Origin of the sequence: Microbacterium gorillae, from assembly GCF_050990725.1 — a bacterium.
Classification (GTDB): domain Bacteria; phylum Actinomycetota; class Actinomycetes; order Actinomycetales; family Microbacteriaceae; genus Microbacterium; species Microbacterium gorillae_A.
In genome coordinates, this window is the sequence record NZ_CP158844.1 from 1,074,996 (window position 1) to 1,094,338 (window position 19,343).

At 67.7% G+C, this 19,343-nt stretch carries 20 protein-coding genes and 1 pseudogene; 14 read left to right on the forward strand and 7 right to left on the reverse strand.

The annotated features are described in order from the left end of the window. Position 1: 1 nt before the first annotated feature. Positions 2-1,048: an ATP-dependent DNA ligase gene (locus ABTV68_RS04695; RefSeq protein ID WP_433676459.1), complete on the reverse strand. Its 1,047-nt coding sequence runs from the start codon at positions 1,046-1,048 to the stop codon at positions 2-4. Between the two features lie 162 nt (positions 1,049-1,210). On the opposite strand from ABTV68_RS04695, the pseudogene ABTV68_RS04700 reads away from it, so the two are divergent. The 3 genes and pseudogenes from ABTV68_RS04700 to ABTV68_RS04710 form a co-directional block, all read left to right on the forward strand. Continuing rightward, positions 1,211-1,330: pseudogene (locus ABTV68_RS04700) on the forward strand (YchJ family metal-binding protein); the annotation flags it as partial. Between the two features lie 31 nt (positions 1,331-1,361). After that, a complete protein-coding gene (locus tag ABTV68_RS04705) occupies positions 1,362-1,496 on the forward strand; it encodes a YchJ family metal-binding protein (protein ID WP_433676460.1) in 135 nt (44 codons plus the stop codon). Positions 1,497-1,517: 21 nt separating this feature from the next. Further along, positions 1,518-1,979, forward strand: a complete 462-nt coding sequence (locus ABTV68_RS04710; RefSeq protein ID WP_433676461.1) for a hypothetical protein — start codon at positions 1,518-1,520, stop codon at positions 1,977-1,979. A 12-nt stretch (positions 1,980-1,991) separates the two neighbouring features. Here ABTV68_RS04710 and ABTV68_RS04715 read toward each other — a convergent pair whose 3' ends face one another. Then, entirely contained in the window at positions 1,992-2,861 is an 870-nt protein-coding gene (locus ABTV68_RS04715; protein WP_433676462.1) for a MurR/RpiR family transcriptional regulator, read from the reverse strand. A gap of 157 nt (positions 2,862-3,018) precedes the next feature. On the opposite strand from ABTV68_RS04715, the gene murQ reads away from it, so the two are divergent. From murQ to ABTV68_RS04735, 4 genes are read left to right on the forward strand one after another with little or no spacing between them, the layout of a single operon-like run. Continuing rightward, positions 3,019-3,939: an N-acetylmuramic acid 6-phosphate etherase gene (gene murQ, locus ABTV68_RS04720; RefSeq protein ID WP_433676463.1), complete on the forward strand. Its 921-nt coding sequence runs from the start codon at positions 3,019-3,021 to the stop codon at positions 3,937-3,939. A gap of 11 nt (positions 3,940-3,950) precedes the next feature. Beyond that, the gene (locus ABTV68_RS04725; RefSeq protein WP_433676464.1) at positions 3,951-4,874 is read left to right on the forward strand and encodes an N-acetylglucosamine kinase; all 924 of its coding nucleotides are present in this window, start codon (positions 3,951-3,953) and stop codon (positions 4,872-4,874) included. Positions 4,875-4,889: 15 nt separating this feature from the next. Beyond that, entirely contained in the window at positions 4,890-5,795 is a 906-nt protein-coding gene (locus ABTV68_RS04730; RefSeq protein ID WP_433677546.1) for a rhodanese-related sulfurtransferase, read from the forward strand. Between the two features lie 4 nt (positions 5,796-5,799). After that, positions 5,800-6,234 (forward strand): TY-Chap domain-containing protein, encoded by a 435-nt coding sequence (locus ABTV68_RS04735; protein WP_433676465.1) that lies wholly within the window; start codon positions 5,800-5,802, stop codon positions 6,232-6,234. A gap of 102 nt (positions 6,235-6,336) precedes the next feature. Here ABTV68_RS04735 and ABTV68_RS04740 read toward each other — a convergent pair whose 3' ends face one another. After that, a complete protein-coding gene (locus ABTV68_RS04740; RefSeq protein ID WP_433676466.1) occupies positions 6,337-7,974 on the reverse strand; it encodes an MDR family MFS transporter in 1,638 nt (545 codons plus the stop codon). Further along, positions 7,975-8,583 (reverse strand): TetR/AcrR family transcriptional regulator, encoded by a 609-nt coding sequence (locus ABTV68_RS04745; protein WP_433676467.1) that lies wholly within the window; start codon positions 8,581-8,583, stop codon positions 7,975-7,977. 82 nt (positions 8,584-8,665) lie between these two features. On the opposite strand from ABTV68_RS04745, the gene ABTV68_RS04750 reads away from it, so the two are divergent. From ABTV68_RS04750 to ABTV68_RS04765, 4 genes are all read left to right on the forward strand, one after another. After that, on the forward strand, positions 8,666-9,763 hold the full coding sequence (locus ABTV68_RS04750; RefSeq protein WP_433676468.1) for an NAD(P)-binding domain-containing protein: 1,098 nt from the start codon (positions 8,666-8,668) through the stop codon (positions 9,761-9,763). Between the two features lie 14 nt (positions 9,764-9,777). Continuing rightward, complete coding sequence (locus tag ABTV68_RS04755; RefSeq protein WP_433676469.1) at positions 9,778-10,257, forward strand: hypothetical protein; 480 nt, start codon at positions 9,778-9,780, stop codon at positions 10,255-10,257. Between the two features lie 100 nt (positions 10,258-10,357). Beyond that, positions 10,358-10,750, forward strand: a complete 393-nt coding sequence (locus ABTV68_RS04760) for a DUF6508 domain-containing protein (RefSeq protein ID WP_433676470.1) — start codon at positions 10,358-10,360, stop codon at positions 10,748-10,750. A gap of 258 nt (positions 10,751-11,008) precedes the next feature. Next, complete coding sequence (locus ABTV68_RS04765) at positions 11,009-12,802, forward strand: DUF222 domain-containing protein (protein ID WP_433676471.1); 1,794 nt, start codon at positions 11,009-11,011, stop codon at positions 12,800-12,802. A 408-nt stretch (positions 12,803-13,210) separates the two neighbouring features. Here ABTV68_RS04765 and ABTV68_RS04770 read toward each other — a convergent pair whose 3' ends face one another. Then, positions 13,211-14,272: a class I SAM-dependent methyltransferase gene (locus tag ABTV68_RS04770; protein WP_433676472.1), complete on the reverse strand. Its 1,062-nt coding sequence runs from the start codon at positions 14,270-14,272 to the stop codon at positions 13,211-13,213. Positions 14,273-14,318: 46 nt separating this feature from the next. Next, complete coding sequence (locus ABTV68_RS04775) at positions 14,319-15,314, reverse strand: LacI family DNA-binding transcriptional regulator (RefSeq protein ID WP_433676473.1); 996 nt, start codon at positions 15,312-15,314, stop codon at positions 14,319-14,321. Positions 15,315-15,477: 163 nt separating this feature from the next. Here ABTV68_RS04775 and ABTV68_RS04780 point away from each other — a divergent pair, with 163 nt between their 5' ends. Genes ABTV68_RS04780 through ABTV68_RS04790 form a run of 3 tightly spaced genes read left to right on the forward strand, consistent with a single transcriptional unit; the run spans position 15,478 to position 18,579 of the window. After that, a complete protein-coding gene (locus tag ABTV68_RS04780) occupies positions 15,478-16,767 on the forward strand; it encodes an extracellular solute-binding protein (protein WP_433676474.1) in 1,290 nt (429 codons plus the stop codon). Continuing rightward, positions 16,761-17,684 (forward strand): carbohydrate ABC transporter permease, encoded by a 924-nt coding sequence (locus ABTV68_RS04785; RefSeq protein ID WP_433676475.1) that lies wholly within the window; start codon positions 16,761-16,763, stop codon positions 17,682-17,684. The genes ABTV68_RS04780 and ABTV68_RS04785 overlap by 7 nt, the downstream gene beginning before the upstream one ends. Before the next feature lies 1 nt (position 17,685). Next, positions 17,686-18,579, forward strand: coding sequence for a carbohydrate ABC transporter permease (locus ABTV68_RS04790; RefSeq protein WP_433676476.1), 894 nt, complete (start codon positions 17,686-17,688; stop codon positions 18,577-18,579). 59 nt (positions 18,580-18,638) lie between these two features. On the opposite strand, the gene ABTV68_RS04795 is transcribed toward ABTV68_RS04790, so the two are convergent. Continuing rightward, positions 18,639-19,307: a TetR/AcrR family transcriptional regulator gene (locus ABTV68_RS04795; protein ID WP_433676477.1), complete on the reverse strand. Its 669-nt coding sequence runs from the start codon at positions 19,305-19,307 to the stop codon at positions 18,639-18,641. Positions 19,308-19,343 lie beyond the last annotated feature (36 nt).

Here is a 19,343-nt window from a genome sequence, read left to right on the forward strand (position 1 = left end):
ATCAGCCTTCGAGCACGTCGTCCAGATCGAAACGGGGGACGTGCTCGAGCTGTTCGTAGGTGCAGGAACGCGGGTCGCGGTCCGGACGCCAGCGCTCGAACTGCACGGTGTGCCGGAAGCGCAGTCCCTCCAGCTGGTCGTAACGGACCTCGAGGACGCGCTCGGGCCGCAGCGGCACGAAGCTGACGTCCTTGCTGCCGCTGAACCGGCTGCGCTCGCCTTCGGCCCGCACCAGCTGCCCCTCGGCGTCGCGCTCCACGAGCGGCTCGAGCTCGTCCACCAGCTCCTGGCGTCGTGCGTTGGTGAAGGCGGATACCCCGCCCACCTGACGGAGCACGCCGTCGTCACCGTAGAGTCCGACCAGGATCGAGCCGACGCCCGAACCCGACGAGTGGACGCGGTATCCGAGAGCGACGACATCGGCCGTGCGCGCATGCTTGATCTTCAGCATCGCTCGCTTGCCGGGGTGGTAGGCGTCGTCGAGGGGTTTGGCCACCACGCCGTCCAGTCCTGCGCCCTCGAATCGGCTGAGCCAGTCCGCGGCCGCGTCGGCGTCCGTGGTGGCTCGCGTCACGTGCAGCGGATCGGACGCCGTAGCGAGCAGCGCGAGGAGGCGCTCACGCCGCTCGCGGAAGGGCAGCGCGGTGAGGTCGTCATCGCCGTCGCGCAGCAGATCGAAGGCCACGATCATCGCCGGAGTCTGTTCGGACAGCAGCGCCACGCGGGAGGCGGCCGGGTGGATGCGCTGGGACAGCGCCTCCCAGTCCAGCCGGCGCGAACCCGCGGGGCCGGTGGCCACGACGATCTCGCCGTCGATGATCGCGGGGCGCGGGAGCAGCCGCGGCAGCGCCTCGACCAGCTCCGGGAAGTAACGGGTCAAGGGCTTGGCACCGCGGGAGCCGAGCTCCACGTCGGTGCCGTCCCACGCCGCGAGCACCCGGAAGCCGTCCCACTTCGGCTCGAACAGCAGGCCGCCGGGGTGTCGGGCAGGGTCCGGAATGGCGCCGACGGCTTTGGCGAGCATCGGTGCGGGCAGATCGAAGAGCATGCGTTCATGCTCCCGCCTGGCTCCGTGGTTGTCGAGGCCCCGGCGTCACGCGACGAGAATAGGGGAATGAGCATGTGCCCCTGTGGATCCGGTGTCGCGGCGGACGTCTGCTGCCTGCCCTTCCTGAACCGAGACGCGGTGCCCGCGTCGCCGGAGCAGCTCATGCGCTCGCGCTACACGGCCTTCGCACGCGGCGACGCGGAGTACCTGCTGAGCACGTGGCATCCGGGCACGGCGCCGGAGGAGCTCTCGCTCGACGACGGCACCCGCTGGCTCGGGCTGGAGATCCTCGACGCGCCACCCGTGACCGACGATGTCAAGCGGGGCGTCGTGGAGTTCGTCGCGCGCTACCGCGAGGCTTCGGGCGAAACTCGGACGGGTCCACGAGCGCAGCCGCTTCGTCCGCCAGAGCGGGCGCTGGTGGTACCTCGACGGCGTGCACACCTGAGTCGACCGATACGATCGAGACGTGTTCACTCCGCCGCTCGCACCCGTCGTGATCCGAGGCGGATTCTGGGGGCCGCTCACCTCCTACGCTCTGCTCTGGGCCGGCGGGCTGGTGATCGTCTGGGGCGTCTCACGCAGCAATCCGATCGCCTCCGTGGTCGTTGTGGTCGCCCTGCTCGCGATCTTCGGCGTGATGACGCTCATCGCGACCGGAACCACGATCTCGCTGGATGACCGAGAGGTGGTGCTGACGCGGCGATTCCGGCCGACGTGGCGGGCACCGCTGACCGACTTCACGCACGTCGTGGAGAACATCCCGTCCCGCCCGCGGATGCCGGCGCTGGCGGGCTGGAGCTTCCGCACACGATCCGGCAGTACGGCGGCCGTGGAGCTCAGCTGGTTCTCGCCCGCTGATCGTCGCGCGCTGCACCGCCTGTTCGGCGACGTCATCGTGGACGCGGATGCGGGGCTGCGGCGTCGCTGAAGTCGGTCGCGCTCAGCGGCGCGGGAGCTTGTGCGCGCGCACCGCGTCGTGGCTGGCCACCAGCAGCCGCTCCGCCGTCGTGAAGTTGCGCTGCACCACCCGCACCACGAGGAAGTCGACGATCACCATCTGGGCGAGCCGGCTCGACATCGCCGCGGTGCGGAAGGCGGCCTCGCGCGCCACGGTCGTGAGCACGATGTCGGCGGCGAGGGCGACGGGGGAGGACGCATCGTTGGTGATCGCGATGGTGGTGGCACCGCGCTCTCGGGCGAGGGCGAGCACCTGCTGCGTCTCGAGCGTGTAACCGGAATGTGAGATCCCGAGCACAACGCTGCGCTCATCCGTGCTGGCCACGGACGTGAGCGCGAGGTGGGTGTCGCTCCAACAGAAGGTGGGCGTGCCGATGCGATGCAGCTTCAGCTGCAGATCCTGGGCGGTGAGGCTGGAGGATCCGACACCGAACGCCTCGACGCGGGACGCAGCGCGCAGGGCGGTGGCGGCAGCATCGAGAGCCGTGAGATCCAGGGCGCGCGCGGTGTCCTCGATCGCCCGGACCTCCTGGTAGGCGACCTTCGAGACCAGGTCTGCCACGGAATCCTCGGTGGAGATGTCCGCGTCCGCCACCTGGAAGTGCTCGCGTGAAGCCTCCTCACGGCTGTATGCGGAGGCGAAGGCGAGCCGGAAGTCCTTGTAGCCGGCGAAACCCGCGGCGCGACACATGCGGGTGACCGAAGCGGTGGATACGCCGACCGACTCGGCGAGCTCGGTGATGGTCGAGTGCAGCACGAGGTTCGGATCGTGCAGCACCGCGTCGGTGACGAGACGCTCCGTGCGGCTCATCGATCCGAGCTTCTGCCGCAGGCTCGTGAGCACATCGCTCATGGCCGCTCCTTCGTGCTGAGTGGTGCCACCGGGCTCACGCACCGGTGCCACCTGAGAATACCCGTCAGTGTGGCAAAAATGTTCAAGGCGCGATTGAACTCTGAATATTTTTCACCATACTGGACTGAGAACATTCTTCCGAGTGAGGCACCACAGCATGAACGCAACCCCCGACGCCGCAGCCGCGCGGCCGCTTCCGCCCACCGAGCAGCGACTCGAGGCATCGGCTGATCTGGACGCCCTGCCCGCGGCGGACGTGCTGCAACTCCTCAACGATCAGGACCGCGTCGCCGTCGATGCGGTGCAGCGGATCATCCCGCAGCTGGCTCAGCTGGTGGACCTGGCAGCGGAGTCCTTCCGCGCCGGCGGCAACGTGCACTACTTCGGTGCCGGGACGTCGGGACGACTCGGCGTGCTGGACGCCGCCGAGCTGCGGCCGACGTTCAACTTGGAGCGCGGCCGTGTCGTCGCGCATATCGCCGGGGGCGAGACGGCGTTGCTGGACGCGGTGGAGAACGCCGAGGACTCCGAGGAGGACGGCGCGGCCGCCGCAGCCGACCTGCGCCCCGGTGATGTCGCGGTCGGACTCGCAGCCAGCGGCAACACCCCGTACGTCGGAGGCGCGCTGCGTGCCGCACGGGCTGCCGGTGCCCACACCGTGCTGATCTCGTCGAACCCGCACGCGTCGCTGGCACCACTGGCCGACTTCGACATCGTGCTGGAGACCGGAGCCGAGGTTCTCACGGGATCCACTCGTCTGAAGGCAGCCACCGCCGAGAAGCTCGTGCTGAACGGCTTCTCCACGGCGCTCATGGTGGCTGTCGGTCGCACCTGGGGCAACCTGATGGTCTCGGTCGTGGCGACCAACGCCAAGTTGCGCGAGCGCACGGTGAGGATCCTGCGTGAGGCCACGGGAATCGAAGACGCGGAGGCCCGCACTCGCCTGGAGGAGTCCGGCGGCGACCTCAAGACCGCCATCGTCATGACCGTCGCTGCGGTCACAGCAGCGGAGGCATCGGCGGCGCTCGCGGCCGGAAGCGGCTCGGTGCGCGCCGCGCTCGCGCACCTCTCGGCCTGAGGTTCACCCCGGTGACGACGGCATTCCTCGGCATCGACATCGGCGGCACCGGATCGCGGTCGCGACTGGTGTCCGCCGACGGGACGGTGCTCGCCGAGGGCAGCGGTCCGCGCGGCGCGGTGACGGCAGTCGGCAGTGCGGGACCCGACCTCGCGCTCGCCCTGATCGAGCAGGCGCTGCGTGATTCTCCGGATTCTGCGATCGTCGGGATCGGAATCGGTGCCACCGGGATTGCGACGCTCGTGGCAGATCCGAACGACCTCGTGCGTCGCGTGCGCGAGCGCGTTCCGCGTGCCTCAGTCGCCGCCAGCATCGACGCCGTCACCGGACACTTGGGCGCGCTTAGTGGTGCGAGCGGTGCCGTGATCGCGGTCGGCACCGGAGCGATCGCCCTCGGCGCGGATTTCCGCGGCGTGTGGAACCGCGTCGACGGCTGGGGGCACCTGCTCGGGGATCGAGGGTCCGGTTCCTGGATCGGAATGCGGGCGCTGCAGGCGGCGATGCGCCAGCGTGACGGTGTCGTCGCCGACGCGGGCGCGCTGCTGGACGCGGCGCAGGAACGGTTCGGTGAACCGATGACGTGGCCCGGGCAGCTGTACACGCGCGATGATCGTGCCGGTGTGCTCGCGTCGTTCGCGGCCGATGTCGCCGGACTGGATGATCCGTCCGCGCGCCAGATCATTCGCGAGGCCGCGACCGAGGCCGCGCACTCCGCCGTCGCCGCGCTGCGAGGCCTGCCGCCGCGCATCTCCGCGACCGGTGGTCTGCTGCGCTCGGACGAGTATGCGGCCACGTTCCGCGCGGTGGTCCGCGAGCTGCGGCCAGACGCCGAACTCGTCGCGCCGGCGGGTGGACCGCTGGATGGAGCCGTGCAGCTGGCGCGGCTCGTCGTGTCGGCACCACCGGCCCCGGCTGCCGGGTTCCTCTGGGCCTGATCCGCGTAACCTGGAATCGTGCCCGCCAAGATCATCCTGTACTACGTGTTCGCGCCCATCACCGACCCGGATGCGGTGCGGCTGTGGCAGCGCGACCTCTGCGAGGGGCTGGGCCTGCGCGGTCGCATCCTCATCTCCCGGGACGGGATCAACGGCACACTCGGCGGCGACATGGCCGCGCTGAAGAAGTACGTCCGCAAGACGAAGGAGTATCCCGCGTTCGCGGGGGTCGACGTCAAGTGGTCCAATGGCACCGGTCTCGACGAGGAGGGACTGAGTCTCGACTTCCCGCGGCTGAGTGTGCGCGTGCGGGACGAGATCGTCTCCTTCGGGGCACCCGGAGAGCTACGCGTGGACGAGAACGGTGTGGTCGGCGGTGGCGTGCATCTGAGTCCCGGGGCGCTGCACGATCTGGTGGCCGAGCGGGGCGACGACGTCGTCTTCTTCGACGGGCGCAACGCGTTCGAGGCCGAGATCGGTCGGTTCCGTGGCGCGATCGTGCCGGATGTGGAGACGACACACGACTTCATCGCCGAGCTCGACTCCGGCAAGTACGACCATCTCAAGGGCAAGCCCGTGGTCACCTACTGCACCGGTGGAATCCGCTGCGAGGTGCTGTCGAGCCTCATGACCTCCCGTGGCTTCGGCGAGGTGTACCAGCTGGACGGCGGCATCGTCCGCTACGGCGAGAGCTTCGGCAGCACCGGCCTCTGGGAGGGCTCGCTCTACGTCTTCGACGGCCGGGAATCGGTCCCGGTCGGGCGGGATCCGAAGGTGATCGGTCGGTGCGCGGTCTGCGAGACGCCCACCACCCGCATGGTCAACTGTGCCGATGACGCCTGCCGCAACCGCGTAGTGCTGTGCGCAGGGTGCGGAGACACCGTGGCGTGCGCCCGACACTCGGAGGCCGTGGCAGGATGAGCGCATGACCGACGAGACGTCCCCCGTGCGCGAGGCGCTGGCCAACCTGTTCGAGCACCTGATCCGCGAGGACGACCCGTGGGTGGTCGAGGTGGTGCGCGACGCCGTGCAGCCGCCCTATGTCCAGGGCACGCGTGACGACGACGGCTCGATCATCATCGAGGTCTCGTCCAACGAGATCAACGATCCGCAGTTGTCGGGCCTGCAGGTTGCGGCACTACGTGGCTGGGGCTTCAGCGCGGGCAGCGATGATGTCTCCCCGAACCATGCCCGTACCTTCCCCGAGGGTGCGGATCGCGAGGCTGCCGAGTTGCTCGCGGATGCCCTCGTGACTGTGTTGCGCTTCTCCGGTGACGACGCCGTGTACATCGAGCTGTTCGAGTCCGATCTGACTGCGGTGCTGGAGGCGAACCCCGCTCTTCCGCTCGCCGACCTCTAGGTCAACCACGCGAGAAACCCAAACAAGTCCGAGAAACCCTGCGTTGCGGGGTTTCTCGGACTTGTCTGGGTTTCTCGGGGGCGGCGCCGCGCCCGCGGCGGATCAGCCGCGCGGGGGTGCGTCCGACGCGGGAGCGGCAGTGCCAGCGCGCTGCTCGGCCTCCAGTCGCTCGGCTTCCTCGCCGCTGATCGCTTCGCCGCGAGCGACGAGGCCGGCCTGATCCGACAGCGGGATCTGCTTCAGGAAGAGCGAGAGGATCAGAGCGACCACCACGAACGGGATCAGGTACCAGAACACCGGTGCGAGCGCGTCGGCGTAGGCCGTGACGATGCCGTCGCGCACCTCGTCCGGAAGCGTGCTGAGCGTTGCCGGGTCGATGGTCGACGCCGCGGCCGACGCGTCGTCGGGTGAGGCGCCCGCACCGGCGAACACGCCCAGCAGGTTCTCCGTGAGTCGGGTCGTGAAGATCGTCCCGAACACCGCGGTGCCGAGCGAGGCGCCCACCTCGCGGAAGTAGTTGTTCGTGCTGGTGGCCGTGCCGATCTCGCTCGCCGGAACGGCGTTCTGTACGACGAGCACCACCACCTGCATGATCAGACCGAGGCCAGCGCCGAAGACGAACAGGAACACGCAGATCAGCCAGATGGGCGTGGTGGCGGACAGCGTCGTGAACGCCGCCATGGCCGCACCCGTGATGATCGTGCCGAGGATCGGGTAGATCCGGTACTTGCCGGTCTTGGAGATCGCGATTCCGGAGAAGATCGACGTTCCCATCAGACCCACCATCATCGGGATCATGAGCAGGCCCGACGCCGCTGCCGAGGTGCCCGAGGACATCTGCAGGAAGGTCGGCACGAAGCCGATCGCGGCGAACATGCCGATTCCCAGCACCAGACCGATCGCGGTGGCGTTGATGAAGATCGGGTTGCGGAACAGGCTGAGCGGGATGATGGGATCCGCCGCGCGTGCCTCGGTGAGGATGAAAGCCGCCGCGGCCGCGACCAGACCCGCACCCCACGCCCAGGTGGCGGGGGAGGACCAGCCGAACTCCTTATCGCCACCGAAGTCGGTGAAGAAGATGAGGCAGGTGGTGGCGATCGACAGCAGGATCACGCCGAGGATGTCGATCGGCCTCTGGGCCTTCTTGCTGGGCAGCTGGAGGGCCACCAGCGCGATGATGAATGCCGCGATCCCGACCGGGATGTTGATGTAGAAGGCCCACTGCCAGGTGAGGTGGTCCACGAAGAAGCCGCCGAGAAGCGGACCGGCGACGGCGGAGAGGCCGAAGACGGCGCCGAGGGGGCCCATGAACTTGCCGCGCTCGTTGGCGGGCACGATGTCGGCGATGATCGCCTGCGACAGGATCATCAGACCGCCGCCGCCGAGGCCTTGGAGGGCGCGGAAGACCACGAAGGTCCAGAAGTCGCCGGCGAAGGCACAGCCCACCGAGGCGAGCGTGAACAGTGCGATGGCGATGAGGAACAGGTTCCGCCGTCCCAGCACGTCACCGAACTTGCCGTAGATGGGCATCACGATGGTGGTGGCGAGCAGGTAGGCGGTGGTGATCCAGACCTGGTGATCCACGCCGCCGAGCTGGCCGACGATCGTCGGCATGGCGGTGGACACGATGGTCTGGTCGAGGCTGGAGAGCAGCATTCCGGCGATCAGCGCGCTGAAGATGATCCAGACGCGGCGCCGGGTGAGCAGGAACGGTGCATCCTGCGTTACGGGTGCGGACATTCAATCGACTTTCTGTGTGGGCACGAGGAGGGAGCGCGCGACGCGGAGGCGCTGGGCGATGAGGTCGCGGAAGCTCTCGGGCGAGCTCTGGTGGAGGGTCTGGTCCATGCACATGCGCACCAGCGCGCCGACGGAGTGCACGAGGACTTCGGCCCGAAGCTCGACGTCGTCCCCGGTCATGCGCCGAGCGACCAGCTCCCGATCACGGCGCTCGTTCTCGCCGAGCTGGTCGAACAGGCTCTTCAGCAGTCGCGGCTCCTGGTCGATGAGTGCGAACAGTCCACGGGCGCCGTCGATCGGGTTGAACACCTCGAAGCGGCGCACACTAAGTTCGACGAAGTCGCTCAGCAGATCGCCGTCGCGGGCGAGGAACTCGGCATCCAGCGCTTCGCTGCGCGGATCGTTCGCGGTGAATCCGAAGACCGCGTGCTCCTTGCTGGCGAAGTAGTTGAAGAAGGTGCGGCGCGAGACGCCGACCTCGGCGCACAGCTCATCGACGGTGAAGCCGGTGAAGCCCTGTTCGGTGGTGAGGCGGCGTGCTGTCGCGGTGAGCGCGTCGGCGGTCTCGCGACGACGGCGCTCGCGCAAGGATTCTGCACTTGTCTCCATAGAATGCAATTTTTGCACTACCAAGCTGAAAGTGCACCTTGAGTGATGGAATGCCCCGCCGGGGGTGAACGTTGAGGGAGGCATGAGCAGCGCCCCCGAAACCGTCGATGTGGTCGTGATCGGTGCCGGGCAGGCCGGGCTGTCGGCCGGTCATCATCTGCGTCGACGTGGCTTTGTGCCCGCTGGAGAAGATGGCGAACGCACTTTCGTGATCCTCGACGCCGACGACCGTCCGGGCGGCGCGTGGCAGCACCGCTGGGAATCGCTGCGCATGGGGACGGTGAACGGCATCTACGAGCTGCCGGGCTTCCCGGTTCCCCCGGCGGATGCCGCGATGCCCGCACGTGATGCTCTGCCGCCGTACTTTGCGGCCTACGAGGAGCGATTCGATCTCCGCGTGCAGCGCCCGGTGCGCGTGCGCGCGGTGCGTCGAGCGGACGCGGATCCGCGTGGACGTCTCATCGTCGAGACGGACGAGGGTTCCTGGGCGGCGCGGTACGTGATCAACTCGACGGGCACCTGGACGCAGCCGTACTGGCCCTACGTGCCGGGCCGCGAGACCTTCCGCGGCATCCAGCTTCACACCGCGAACTATGTGTCGCGGGAGGCGTTCCTCGGCAAGCGGGTCGTGATCGTCGGTGGTGGTGTGTCGGCCCTCCAGCTGCTGGACGAGATCTCCGATGTCACGGAGACCTTCTGGGTGGCGCGCCGCCAGCCGGACTGGAAGCGGGGCGAGTGGACCACCGCTTCTCGGATCGAGGCTCTCGACGGTGTTGAGCAGCGCGTGCGCGCGGGGCTTCCGCCCGGAAGCGTCATCTCGGTGACCGGCGACATCTGGACGCCGTGGGTGCAGCGCGCGCATGACAAGGGTGTGCTGGTGCGTCACCCGATGTTCACGAGGGTGGAGCCGGACGGCGTCCGCATGCCCGACGGCACTCTCGAGCACGCCGACGTCATCCTCTGGGCGACAGGGTTCCGTCCGGCGATCGCGCATCTCGCCCCGCTCGGTCTGCGCACTCCGGAAGGCGGCATTCGGGTCGCCGACGGGCGCTCGATCGACGAGCCGCGCCTGTTTCTCATCGGCTACGGCCCGAGTCAGTCGACGATCGGCGCGAATCGTGCCGGGCGGGACGCGGTGCGCGCGATCGTGCGGGAGGAGTCGGGCGCCCTGGTGGGCTGACTATCGTTGTGCGTGTGACGAGCATCGACTCACCCCTCGGCATGGTTCTGGTCGAGAACAGCGAGCACCCGCCCCCGCCAGGTCTCGATCGAGATGCTGTCGTGATCGGTCACGTCCATGACGGGGAGTTCCTCGTCGTGGAGTTCGTGGCGGATGCGACGACGGCGGTCTTCGACGTCGCGGGCCGTCACACCGTCGCGCTGAATCGGGATCGGGCGGCGACGGCCGGCTTCCTGCAGGCATTCGCCGACTATCTGCGTTCGGCAGGGCCATCGCCCGGCCCCCGGGTGCTGACCGCGGATCAGGCCGCCGAACGTCTCGCCGCCTTCCGAGCGGGGAAGATCAGCCCGCCTCCGACGTCCGCCGCTCTCCCGCACTCCGTGCGAGTGAGAAATCTGCTGCGGACGCTGCGCCGGATCGATCCACAGGCTGCGAAGAGCCCCGCCTCCTGGTGGAGCGGGGCGATCGAGCAGGCGAAGGATGACCTGATCTGATCGAGCGCACCCGGTGCGTGACTATCGTGGAGTGCGCGCCGCTGCGGACGATCCTCTCCGAGCCGGCGTGCATCGGGGCGAAGCGAGAGGGAGCGGACCCATGGACGATCAGTGGGAGCAGGTACAGCGGGGGCGGGAGCTGCTGATCGGTGGCCACCAGGTGCAGTGGACGCCGAGCCGGATGACATCTTCGGGTGCGTGGACGATGCCGTACCCCGAATACGACGACGTGCTGATGAAAGCACTGTGGGCAGCGCAGGACATCGTCGGCGCGGACTACGACTACCTCGACTCGTATGAGCGCGTCCGCGCGGTGCCGCTCGGTTCCGTCTCGGGAGCGGAGCTGTCGACCTGGTTCACCTACATCCTGCGGGGAGAGCGGTTCTCAGACGGGCACATCGCCCACTACGTCGAATCGGGGGAACTGCTCATCCTGTTGGAGCGATTGTTCGTGCTTCGGGATTCGCTGCCGACGGCGACCGGGGAGGAGTGATCGCGTCGGCACGCGTGAAGCCTGACCGGTCGGGTACCCCAACGCGACCGTCGTTGGCGCGTTTCGATCCGCCGACAGGCGAGGACGGGTCCAGGAACGGGTGAGGTCGTGGCCTCGGCCCGAGTACCCGCCCGGTGGCCGCGACGCCTGTGGACACCGCCGCCTGGGGAGCAACGAAACGATCTTTGAATATATCCACTGAGCTGGGGAAAACACCGGTCGAATGTCGGTGGCCCCGAGTTGAATGGAGCTATGTTCATGAACGGTTCCGAGGCACTCGACCAGGTCACTGGCGCGGGTCTGGAACTGGCGCAGGCGCTCGCGGAACTGCCCGCGAGCCAGGGCGCAGCAACCGACGAGGAGCTCGTTGCCAGGCTGCGAGTGCTCGGTGGGGTCCTGCGTCTCGTCGAGGGTGCGTTGCTGAACACGGTGGGCGAGGTCCAGCAGCGTTCATCATCGGCGGATCGCGGAGCACGGATGACCACCCGGATCGGATGCCGCACGGTGGCGGAGGTGATCGAGCGCGCGGCGGGTGTGAGCGATCGCTCAGCGCGCCAGTGGGTGCGGGCTGCGGGGCTGATCACACAGTCCACAGATCTGTCCGGAGCGGTCTTGCCTGGCCTGTTTCCGGCGGTCGCTGAGGCAGCTCGGTGCGGAGTTCTGGGGACGGACGGGGTTCTCGCGATCGCTGGCGTCCTGAACGATGCCGCTCCACGCATCGGTGTGGTGGCGATTCAGGAGGCCGAGCAATTCCTCGTCGACCTCGCGCGTGGCGTGCACGCAGTGCCCAACGGCGAGCCGGACGCGAATCCTGACGACCCAGCCGAGGGAATCGACCGGGGTGCGGCATGGAACGTGTCCTGCCCAGCTTCGGACCTCCGTGCGATGTCTCAGGCGGTGCTCGCGCGCATCGACCCCGACGGAGTCGAACCGGCCGAGCGCATCGCGCTGCTGAAGCGCGGCATAACGCTCGGCGCTCCCGTCGGTGGTCTTGTGCCGATTCGTGGTGCACTGCTTCCTGAGACAGCTGTGCAACTTCAGCTGCTTCTCGACGCCTACAACAACCCCTCGGCGCCCCCGATCCCGGAGCCTTTCGCGGCGACGAACGGCGACCCGGCCGTCGCCGGCGGGATCACCAGCGGCGCAATCCCAGCGCCGAGTGGTGTTCGCTTCCACGATTCGTCGCAGGCTCCCGCGTCCTCTGAAGGCGACGTCGATGCACATTCGTGCGTCTGCGGTGCGCAAGACGCGAACGGGGCACTCGCCAGCGCCTTGCCCGAGGACGGGGCTCCCGTGGGGGATTGGGGCACCGAATCGGGATCCGCGATGACATGCGTATGCCTACCGTCGCGCGCGGACGACCGCCGCACGCCGGCCCAGAAGCGTCATGACGCGCTGTCTGCCATGCTGCGCATCGCCGCCGAGTCCGGACGCGCCCCCTCGCTCCAGGGTCATGCACCCACGCTGCTGGTGCGTCTCACCAGCGGCGCACTCACGCAGCACGCCGATGCCCATCAGCCCTCCGATGCAGAAGACACCGGTGCGGAGCTCGGTCCGGAACCTCGGATAGGAACCGTCCGCAGCAGCGGCGGCACCGCGCACCGTCCCGACTCCGTGGCGCAGGCGGAACTCCCCGGGCTCGAGATCCCGATCAGTGTCGCCACGGCACTGCGCATCACCTGCACCGGCGGCATCCAGCACCTGCACTACGACGTGAACCAGGCAATCACGGCGATCAGCAGCGAGGCGCGCATCTTCACGCCCACGCAGCGTCGAGCGATCAACGATCGGGACCGGGAGTGCATCATTCCTGGCTGTCATGTCCCGGCCTCCTGGTGCGAGCATCACCACGTCACCGAATGGGCGAACGGCGGGGCCACCCACACAAGCAATGGTGTTGCGCTCTGCTTTCATCACCACCGCACCCTCGAACAATCCGGGTGGCGGATTCGCATCCGCGACGGCGTGCCAGAAGTGCAAGCCCCGCTCCTCTGGGATCCCCATCAACGCTGGATCCGCAAGCCACATCACCGGGAGCTCTCACGGGAGTGACCCGCGGCCCGTGCCTCTCACTTCCCGTAGGACGCGCGAGGCTGTGCTTACACTCGTCCGCCGAGAGCAGGCGTCAGCGTGCGCATCGAGCCAGCGGGGAGCTTCAGGTCCGCCCGAGCTACGGTGGCGCCGAGGCCCAGGCTCCGGTGGTCTCGGTGGCACGCTGAGCGACCACGGGTTCGCGCGGTCCTTGCGCAGAAGCCCATCGACGGCAGCAGCGACGGCTACGCCCGCTGTGACGCTTTCGCGGCGAGCTTGCTCTCCGTGTCGGGGTCGAGCACGAGGCGGTGCCACGCTCCACACCACAGAATCCACGGTCGCTGATGGCGAGTTCCTTCGACATCACACCGAAACGGTGCCACCGCCGACGAGAACGGGGCCAGCGCGGGGCGCCCGCCTATCCCATCTTTACCGGGCGATCGAGCGCGTGACGGTGAACTTCGGCGTGCGCGATACCTGGGACGTGGGTCCTACGATGCGCTCCAGTGCGCCGCGGTGGCGGAGATGTGAGTTGTACACGGTGAGCAGCGTGCCCCCGGAACGAAGCATCCGCCCCGCCGCACGGAACAGCGGCTGCGCCATGTCGTCGATCACGGCACGACCGTCATGGAACGGCGGATTGAGCAGCACGACGTCAACGCTGCGATCCGGAATCCCGTCGCCGGCGTCGGCGTGGACGGTGTCGACGCGGCCCGCGACGCCGGCGAGCTCAGCGGTGCGGGAGGCCGATGACACGGCCGACCACGACCGATCCGTCGCGATGACCCGCGCATCCGGCAGGTGCCGCGCCGCCCACACCGCCAGGATCCCCGTCCCGCATCCGAGATCCACCACGGTGGGCCGCTCCGGAAGGGCAGCAGCGTCGAGTTCATCGCCCAGCTGATCCAGCAGCGCCCGCGTCCCGATGTCCAGTCGCGTTCCTGCGAACACCGCACCATGGGCGGCGATGGGAAACTCCAGACCGCTGACCAGCTCGGACCGCGGGTATGACGGAGAGGGGGCCGGTCGCGGTACCGACGCGATCAGCGCGCGAGCTTTGTCGCGGCCCCGGCTCGCGGACACCTCGGAGAACGACGCGCGGAGGCGGTCGTTCATCCCGCGCTCGAGGTCCTTCTCGCGTGCGGCGAGGACGACGAGCACGTCGGCATCGGCGAACCGCGCGACGAGGCCGGCGATCTCATCGACCCCGGCGAGTGTCTGAGGAAGCTCGCCCACGACGAGAATCACCCCGTCGACGAGCTCCGGGGCCAAACCATGGCGCTCGCAGCCCGCCGGAGCTGCGACATGAACCGGGGTGTGCTCATCGAACACACGGACCGAGGCACGGAAACGCTCGCGCACGGCAGCAGCGAGAGCATCGCTTCCGATCACCGTGATCGTGCCGCCCTGTGCGAAACCGCCGCGGTTCGCGTCGCGCTCGAACGCCTCGTCCAGGGCGAGGCGGGAGGCAGGGGACAGGGCGTCAGTCACACTCCATGCTCCCACGGGTCTCCGCCCATAACCTCAGCTCCGCGCTTCAGTCCGCGGCGGGCGCCGTGGACGAAGACCGCACCACGAGGGTCGTCGAAAGCTCCGTATGCGCGGCGAGACGCTGACCCGCGCGGGACCGGATGAGCGCGTCCACTGCCGCGCTTCCCATCTGCGCCAGCGGTTGACGGATGGTCGTGAGCGGCGGGTCGGTCCACTGCGAGTGCGGGATGTCATCGAAGCCCACCACCGAGATGTCGTCCGGGATGCGCAGTCCGTGCTCGCGCAGCGCGCGGATCGAACCGAGTGCGCTGTCGTCACTGGCGGCAAAGATCGCTGTGGGCCGTTCGGTGAGAGCGAGGAGTCGTCGCGTGGCGGCGTAACCCTGATCGACGCCGTAGTGCGTCCGGATCACGAGCTCGTCATCCACTGGCACGCCCGACTGCAGCATCGCGGCCTGAAACCCCGCGAGGCGCGCGATGCCGTTCGCCTGATCCAGGGGACCGGTGATGGTTGCGATCCGACGGTGCCCCAACGAGATGAGGTGCTGGGCGGCATCGAACGCACCCTGGAAGTTCGTCGCCGCGACCGAATACGTTCCCTCCGGAACCCGACGCAGCGGGTCGACGATGACCAGCGGAATTCCGGCTTCGGCCAGCAGCTCGCGGGCCTCATCGCTAGGCACGCCGACCACGCTCAGCAGGCCGTCTGATCCACGTTCCACCGCATGGTGGACCCAGTCGTCGCAGTTCTCCGGATCGGGATCGACGGTGAGCACCAGATCCTTGTCGTGCCGTTTCGACGCTTCCGCGGCACCCCGCACCACGGCCTCGGACCACGCGCGATCGAGATCGACGATGCGGACGTCGAGGAAGCCGGTGGTGACGCGGGCGCGGGAGCGAACGGTGTATCCGTGCCGGGTGAGCACCTCGGCCACGCGCTTGCGGGTGGCGCTGGCCACGTCCGGGCGGGAGTTGAGCACTTTCGAGACCGTGGGGACGGAGACGCCCGCCTCTTCGGCGATCTGGGCGAGCTGGACTGCCATAGTTCCCTTTCGCAGACTTTCCGAAAAACCTTATCGTGATCGTGATCAAAACGCAGACTCTTTCTGAGAAGTTCTGCTGGACCAATCGGTGCGAACGGATCTATAGTTCCACGAGAGGGTTCGAAATTTCGAGAACCCGTTTCGAAATCACGAAGGAGTGAGCATGCGCAGGACACGAGTCACCGCGACGGCTGCCATGGTGCTGGGTGCCGCACTGCTGCTGAGCGGCTGTGGCCGCGGCGCCGACGGCGAAGCCGGGGGCGCGGACAGCGGCGCGGGTGTCGCAGCCGAGGGCAAGGCTCAGGGGACCATCGAGGTCTGGACGGCGGGAGGACATGCCGACAACCTGCAGAAGCTCGCGAAGACCTGGCTCGCCGAGAACCCGGATGCCACGCTCAAGGTCACCGACATCCCCTGGGATCAGGTGATCACGAAGATCCAGACCGCAACCGCAGCGGGCACCGGGCCGGACATCATCATGACGGGTTCCGATCAAACCGCGACGGTCATCGGCATGGGCGGATTCGACAAGGTACCGGATGGTGTTTACAAGTCGGACGACTTCTACTCGGCGGCCATCGACTCGGTGACCGGCCCGGACGGCACTTACGCCATGCCCTGGTACGTCGAGACGCGCTTCCTCTTCTACCGCAAGGATCTCGCCGAGCAGCTGGGTCTGTCGGCACCCACGACGTGGGAGGAGATGGAGGCGATGGCCGCGGCCTTCAAGAGCCGCCCGGGCGGAACCTACGGTCTCAGCCTGCCCAAGCCCACCGAGTCGCCGGCGCAGGTGATCGTGCCGTTCGTTGCGCAGGCGGGTGGCAGCATGACCGACGGCGACAAGTGGACCATCGACACCCCGGAGTTCATTCAGGCGCTGGACTTCTATGCCGGCTTCTACACGCGCGGTGAGGCACCGGCCGAGACCACGGATGCCACGTTCGAGAACGGCGGCACGCCGATGCTCATCTCGGGTCCGTGGATGCTCGACGTGTACCAGGAGCTCATCGACAAGGGCACCGCGCCCGAAGGCTTCACGATGGATTCCGTGGGCTACGCGGTGTCGCCCGCCGGCCCCGGTGACAACAACGACCAGTACATCGGCGGCGGCAACCTCGGTGTCTTCTCCGCGTCGAAGAACAAGGAAGCGGCGTGGTCGCTCCTGTCGTGGATGGGGGAGGCGGAGCAGCAGCAGGCCTGGTACGGGCTCCAGAAGGAACTGCCCGCGAACATCGCAGCAGGTGACGACTCCGCCATCCAGGAGAACCCCGTCACGAAGACGCTGATGGAGCAGATGCAGGACACCGTGGCTCCGCCGAACTACCCGGCATGGTCGCAGATCTCCGATCTGATCAGCAAGTACTCCGAGCAGGTCGCCCGTGGGGAGATCTCCAGCGCTGATGCGGCGAAGGAGATCCAGTCGCAGGCCGAGACGATCGGCTTCGGATGGTGACATCCACCGCGCGGCGGCCGGGGAAGACTTCTTCCCTGGCCGCCCAGCGCCGCCGCTCCGCGCTCATCGCCTGGGTGTTCGTCTCGCCGTTCGTGCTCACGTTCGGTGTGTTCAGCCTCATTCCGCTGGTGAGTTCGCTCGCGATGTCGTTCACGGACCTCCGCGCTCGTGACATCCGCAACCCGTTCAACGTGAACTTCGTGGGATTCGAGAACTTCGTCTCCGTCCTCACGAACGAGTCGTTCCTGCGGGCTCTGCGCAACACGCTGATGTTCGTCGTGATCGGAGTGCCGACCACCCTGTTCATCGCGCTGGTCTTGGCCGTGCTCCTGAACTCGCTGAGCCGGCGCGTCGCCACCTTCTTCCGGGTGGGGTACTACACCCCGGTCATCACGACCATCGTGGCGGTCGCCGTGGTCTGGCGCATCATGTACCAGGACACCGGCGTGATCAACACCATGCTGGGCTGGATCGGAATCGACGGGCCCAACTGGCTGAGCGATCCGAACACGGCGCTGCTGGCGATCACGATCATGGCGATCTGGCGCAACATCGGATCCTCGATGGTGATCTTCCTGGCGGGGCTCCAGAGCATCCCCTCCGACATCAACGAGGCGGCCTCGATCGACGGGGCGAACGCGGTTCAGAAGTTCTTCCGCGTGACCATCCCGATGATGATGCCGACCATCCTGCTCAACACCATCCTGGTGACCACGGGTTACATGCAGTTCTTCGACGAGCCGTTCGTGATGACCAACGGCGGTCCGCTGGAGTCGACCACCTCCATCGCGCTGCAGGTCTACAACCAGTTCAAGTACGGCAACTACTCCGTGGGAGCCGCGGGGGCTTACATCCTCTTCGTGCTCGTTGGGATCCTTGCCCTCATCCAGTTCCGCTTCTTCCGGCAGAGGACCTGACATGGCTGCTCTCGATACGGCCGCGCGCGTCGCGGTGACTCCTCCGGCGGACGACCGCCCTCGGCACAAGCCGTTCCGCTGGGGAAACCTCGTGGTGATGGTGATCCTGTCGATCGGGTTGGCCGCCACCGTCCTCCCGTTCGTCTGGATGGTGCTCGGTGCCTTCAAGACCAAGGCCGAGATCATGTCGCGCCCGGTGACCTGGTGGCCGAAGAGTCCGACCCTGGACAACTTCGCCGCCTGGTTCTTCCAGTTCGACATTCTGCGTCCGTTCCTCAACTCGGTGCTGCTGGCCGCTGCCACCGTCGCCACCACGCTCCTGTTCTCCTCGATGGTGGGCTGGGCGTTGGCGAAGATGCGCTTCCCGGGAAAGAACGTGATCATCGTTGTGGTGCTGTCGACGATGTTCGTTCCGGGCATCGTCACGCTGATCCCGCAGTTCGTGCTGGTGGCCAACCTGGGGATGGTCAACACCTACTGGGGCCTCATCCTGCCCGGCATGGTGGGCGCGTTCGGGGTCTTCCTGATGCGCCAGTTCATGCTGGAGATTCCGGACTCGCTGCTGGATGCCGCCCGCATCGACGGAGCGGGGGAGTTCCGCACGTTTTTCCAGATCGTGCTGCCGCTGTGCAAGGCACCGCTGGCGACGCTGGCCATCTTCACCTTCATGGGGTCGTGGAACAGCTTCCTGTGGCCGCTGATCATCTCCCAGGACGACTCGATGTACACGCTGCCCGTCTCACTCGCGCTGTTCTCGGCGGAAGCAGGCGGTCACGGAGCGGACTACGGCCTGCAGATGGCCGGGTCGTTCCTCATCGTGATCCCGGTGCTGGTGCTGTTCATCGCCATGCAGAAGCACTTCATCCAGGGCATCGCGATGACCGGTATCAAGTGATCACGACAAGACGGGCACCCGCGATCCGCGGGTGCCCGTCTTGTTTGTAGGCTCGCGTATCAGCCGATCTGCGCCTGCACCCGACGCGTGACCTCGGCCATCGGCATGGAGCGCGGGAACACCGCGACCACGACGTCGTCCTCCGCGGCGCGGGCACCGTCCGGGTGCACGCCGAAGCGGTGCAGTGCGTCGTCCAGGGCCGCCCGCAGCGTCGAGGCGGGCACCTTCCGTCCGCGCAGCATCTGGCGCAGCACGTGGTTGTGCACGGCGGCCACCACCGCGGCGAACCCCACCGCGTCAACGGGGTCGAGGCCGGGGAGCGCGCCCCGCAGATACTCGTCGAACAGGCGCTCGTAGCGGAACACCGTCACGATCTCACGCTCGCGCAGAGCGGGGATCCGCCGCACCAGCTCGTATCGCTTGCGCGCCACATCGATGTCTGCGGTGAAGTGCTTGAACACCAGCATGGCGCCGTCGGTCACGGCCACCCACGGGTTCTCGTGCCGATCATCGAGGAACGCGCGAGCCTCGGCCAGGACATACTCGTGGTCGGCGAACACCACATCGTCCTTGCCGCCGAACTGGCGGAAGAAGGTGGAGCGGGAGACGCCGGCGGCCTTCGCGATCTGATCGACGGAGGTCTGCTCGAATCCCTGTTCCTCGAAGAGCGTGAGGGCAGCAGCCACCACCGACGAGACGTCGGGGGTGCTCTGGCGTGGAGTGCTCATGGGACGAGGGTACTGCGATACGCGGTGTCGTGAAAG